The sequence below is a fragment of the Streptomyces sp. NPDC057428 genome (assembly GCF_042803195.1).
In the GTDB taxonomy this organism is placed as follows: Bacteria; Actinomycetota; Actinomycetes; order Streptomycetales; family Streptomycetaceae; genus Streptomyces.
This window is the reverse complement of sequence record NZ_JBHVCT010000189.1, coordinates 1-3,775: the sequence shown is the minus strand read 5'-3', so window position 1 is coordinate 3,775 and position 3,775 is coordinate 1. Positions and strand designations below refer to the sequence as shown.

1 protein-coding gene is annotated in these 3,775 nt (G+C 66.8%); it reads left to right on the top strand.

The annotated features are described in order from the left end of the window. Positions 1-573: 573 nt before the first annotated feature. On the top strand, positions 574-3,699 hold the full coding sequence (locus tag ACFU5K_RS31495) for a carboxypeptidase regulatory-like domain-containing protein (protein WP_384068054.1): 3,126 nt from the start codon (positions 574-576) through the stop codon (positions 3,697-3,699). Positions 3,700-3,775 lie beyond the last annotated feature (76 nt).

Here is a 3,775-nt window from a genome sequence, read left to right as displayed (position 1 = left end):
ACACCCCACACCCGAATCCGCGACGCCGCCCCGACACGCCCTACAGAACCCCGAACCGATCGCACCACCATCAAGCCGGTGGATCCGGGCTCAGCTACCGACTCGCCACCTGACGAATTCAGCAACGGAGTCGGCACAGAGTGACATCTCTTGTCGATTCATGTCATGCACGCATGATCACTTTGGCTGAAACTCGACTTCTGATTCTCACTGCACGTGCGCACGTCGAGAGCATGCTCTCGCCGAACGACACTGTACGTGACGACGAGTGACTCACGCACGAATCCCGCTGGACTGAGGGTCAGTTTTCAGCCATTGCACGATCGTTGCTAAGCTTGCTCTATCAAGTTTGCCGAGCCGGCCTGCATTACTCACGGCTGGCAACACGTTCGTACGGGGCGCCGGACAACGTCGCACCGAGGAGCGTTCGCGCGCGAAGGAGTTCGTCCAGTTCGACGAGCACCCTCGATGCTGCGAGAGACGTGGTGGCACCGAGACCGACGGGTGCCGCACGCCGGAACCTTCCGGAACGGCCTGATCCGCCCCGGCTGGATTCGAAGGGTCATCTTGTTCATGGAAAGACGTGGGCGTTCCCGCGCCCTGCCGGCGCTGATAGCCGCCGCCTGTCTCGGGGTTCTCGCCGCAGCCCCGACTCCCGCCTTCGGAGCCGATCCGGCGGCGCGTGCCGGGAGTTCCCTCTCCCCCGGCGACCGGGCCAAGATCGACAAAGTGGTCGCCGCCCAGAAGCGCGCGCTGAAGAAGACCGGCACCACCTCGGACACCACCCCCGAGAACGTGAGCCCGGCGTGCGACGTGCCGAAATCGGCGACCGAGGCGCTCTGCTTCGCGATGCGGGTCAAGGATGTCCACGGCGGGAAGGGAGTGCGCGCGGCCTCCGAGGCCCCGGCGGGCCTGGCGCCCAGCGACCTGTTGAGCGCCTACAATCTGCCCGCCAACGGCGGCGCGGGCGCGACCATCGCCGTCATCGCGGCCTACGACAACCCGAATGCCGCCGCAGACCTCGCGCTGTACAGGGAGCAGTTCGGTCTTCCGACGCTGGAGGACGGCCAGTTCGTCAAGGTCAACCAGCGGGGTGACGAGGGTGACTACCCCTCACCCGACAGCGGATGGGCTGCGGAGATCGCCCTCGACCTCGACATGGTGTCGGCTGTCGCACCCAAGGCGAAGATCATCCTCGTGGAGGCCGACAGCGGCGCGCTCACCAACCTGGGTGCGAGTGTCGACACGGCCGTCGAGTTGGGCGCGACCTATGTGTCCAACAGCTACGGCCTGAACTACACGGACACGTCGGGCACCGCGGACAACAGCTCCTTCGTGGAGTTCGCACAACGCCACTATGACCACCCCGGTGTAGCCATGGTCGCCAGCAGCGGTGACACGGGCTACGGCGTCACGTTCCCCGCCTCCGCCCCCACCGTCACCGCGGTCGGCGGCACCTCCCTGGTTCGGAACGGGTCCACCGCGCGCGGCTGGAACGAGTCGGTCTGGGCGGGTACTGGATCGGGCTGTTCCGCCTTCCTGGCGAAACCCGTGTACCAGAAGGACAGCGGCTGCGAACAGCGCACGGTCACCGATGTCTCGGCGGTCGCCGACCCGGAGACGGGCGTCGCCGTCTACAACACCTACGGTGAGTACGGGGAGGGCTGGGGCCAGTACGGCGGGACCAGCGCCTCGGCTCCAATCATCGCGGCGACCTACGCGCTGGCCGGCCCTGTGGCGGACGGTACGCAGCCGGCCGCGTACCCCTACGCGAACCGCCGCCTGAATGACATCACCTCGGGATCCAACAGCACACGTTCCTGCTCCCCCGCCTATCTCTGCAAAGCAGCGGTGGGCTACGACGCACCCACCGGGCTCGGCACCCCCAACGGGACCGCGGCCTTCCGCAACGGTCCGACCGGCTCGCTGAGCGGCAAGGTCACCGACGGGGGCCACAAGCCGATTACCGGTCGGCTCGTGACGTTGTCCGACAGCACCGGCAGGTCCGTCTACTCCACGACGACGGACAGCAACGGCGTGTACCGGCTCAACGTCTCGCCCGGCGCGTACAAGGCATCCGTGTCGCTCTTCGGTTACCGGACCGCCACGGGCACCGTCACCGTGTCCGCGGCCAAGGCCGCGAAGACCGACCTCGTGCTCGTGAAGCTGCCGACGCGAAGGATGTCGGGCAAGATCGTCGACGGCTCCGGCCAGGGCTGGCCGCTCTACTCGAAGATCACGTTCGACGAGATGCCGGGCGGGGCGTTCTACACCGACCGCAGGACCGGCGCCTACGCGCTAGATCTGCCGAGCGGTGCCACATACACGATGCACGCCGCGCCGGTCTATCCCGGTTACACGCCGTCCGACATCAAGATCGCGCTCGGCGCGAAGGACATGCGGCGCGACATCTCCGTCAAGGCTGACTTGACGTCATGTGTCGCCCCTGGCTACGGCTACGCCGCACAGACCGACTTCGAGAACTGGGCCTCCGGGCCCCGGAGCGGTTGGAGCGTCTCGAACGCCCCCGGTAGCCCCTATGGCTGGCAGTTCGACCAGCCCGACAACATGACGGGGGGCACCGGCGGCTTCGCGACCGCCTCTCCCTGGACCTCGCCGGCGCCAGATGTTGCTCAGGACACCACGCTGACCTCGCCGTCGTTCGATCTGAGCGGGCGAACCGACGCGGATCTTCAGTTCGACACGACCATGTACGACGCCGGCGAGAACGGCGCCACCCTCAACGCCTCCGTCAGCATCGACGCCGGTCACACCTGGACCAGCGTGTTCAAGGAGAACAACTCGATCGTATTGCCGCATCACGTGACCGCTCCGCTCGATGCGGCGCTCGGGCACCGTGACGTCCGGCTGCGCCTTCACTTCAAGGGCGAGGGGTACTCCCAGGTTCAGATCGACAACGTGTCGGTCGGCCGGTGCCAGGCGCTCGGTGGCGGGCTGATCACAGGTGTCGTGAAGGACGCCAACACCCACCGTCCCCTCAACGACGCCAAGATCACCGCTACTTGGGCACCGGCAACCGACCCCTATCGCGCTGCCGTCAGCGCGAAGGTGCCGGGCGACAAGCAGTCGGACGGATCCTACTGGCTGTACATCCCGCATGCCGGACGAGGTTGGATCACCACCTCGGCACCTCGCTATGCCACCAGCACGGGGAGGGCCTCCGCCTCCCGTTCGGTGAGTGAGTACAACCCTGCCCTGAACGCCGGTCAGTTGAAGGTGACCTCCGGAAAGGCAGGACTGAGCGCGGCCCTGGACGGCAAGGCCAGTCAGGACGTCACGCTCACCAACACCGGGCGCAGGCCGCTCACGGTCACGCTCTCCGAGCAGAGCCGGAACACTGCCGCGAAGGGGTGGACCGCCACCGCGGACGGCGGTTGGCGAGACATGCCTGGCTCCCCCATGGCAGCCGAGAACTCTGTCGTCGGCTCATACGAGGGAAAGATCTACACGGTCGGCGGCACCGACGAAGTCACCATCTTCGCCGACGGTTACGCCCTCGATCCGGGCTCACGGTCCTGGTCCCGCATCGCACGGCTGCCGGAACCTCGCACGGACGCCGCAGGCGCATTCCTGGACGGAACGCTGTACGTCGTCGGCGGGTACGGCCGTGAGGGCGGTCATTCAGTCGCCACCTCGACCACCTTCGCGTACCACCCTCAGACCCGAATCCGCAGGTAGTGGCGTGCTCGTGGGTCGTCAGCGGTCAACTTGCGTGATGCGGGGTGTTGTTGGGTTTCCGGCGTGTTGGTGTTCT

Excerpts from the sequence above, each read along its gene's own strand:
- ACFU5K_RS31495 (WP_384068054.1), top strand. The coding sequence starts at position 574 with ATGGAAAGACGTGGGCGTTCCCGCGCCCTGCCGGCGCTGATAGCCGCC.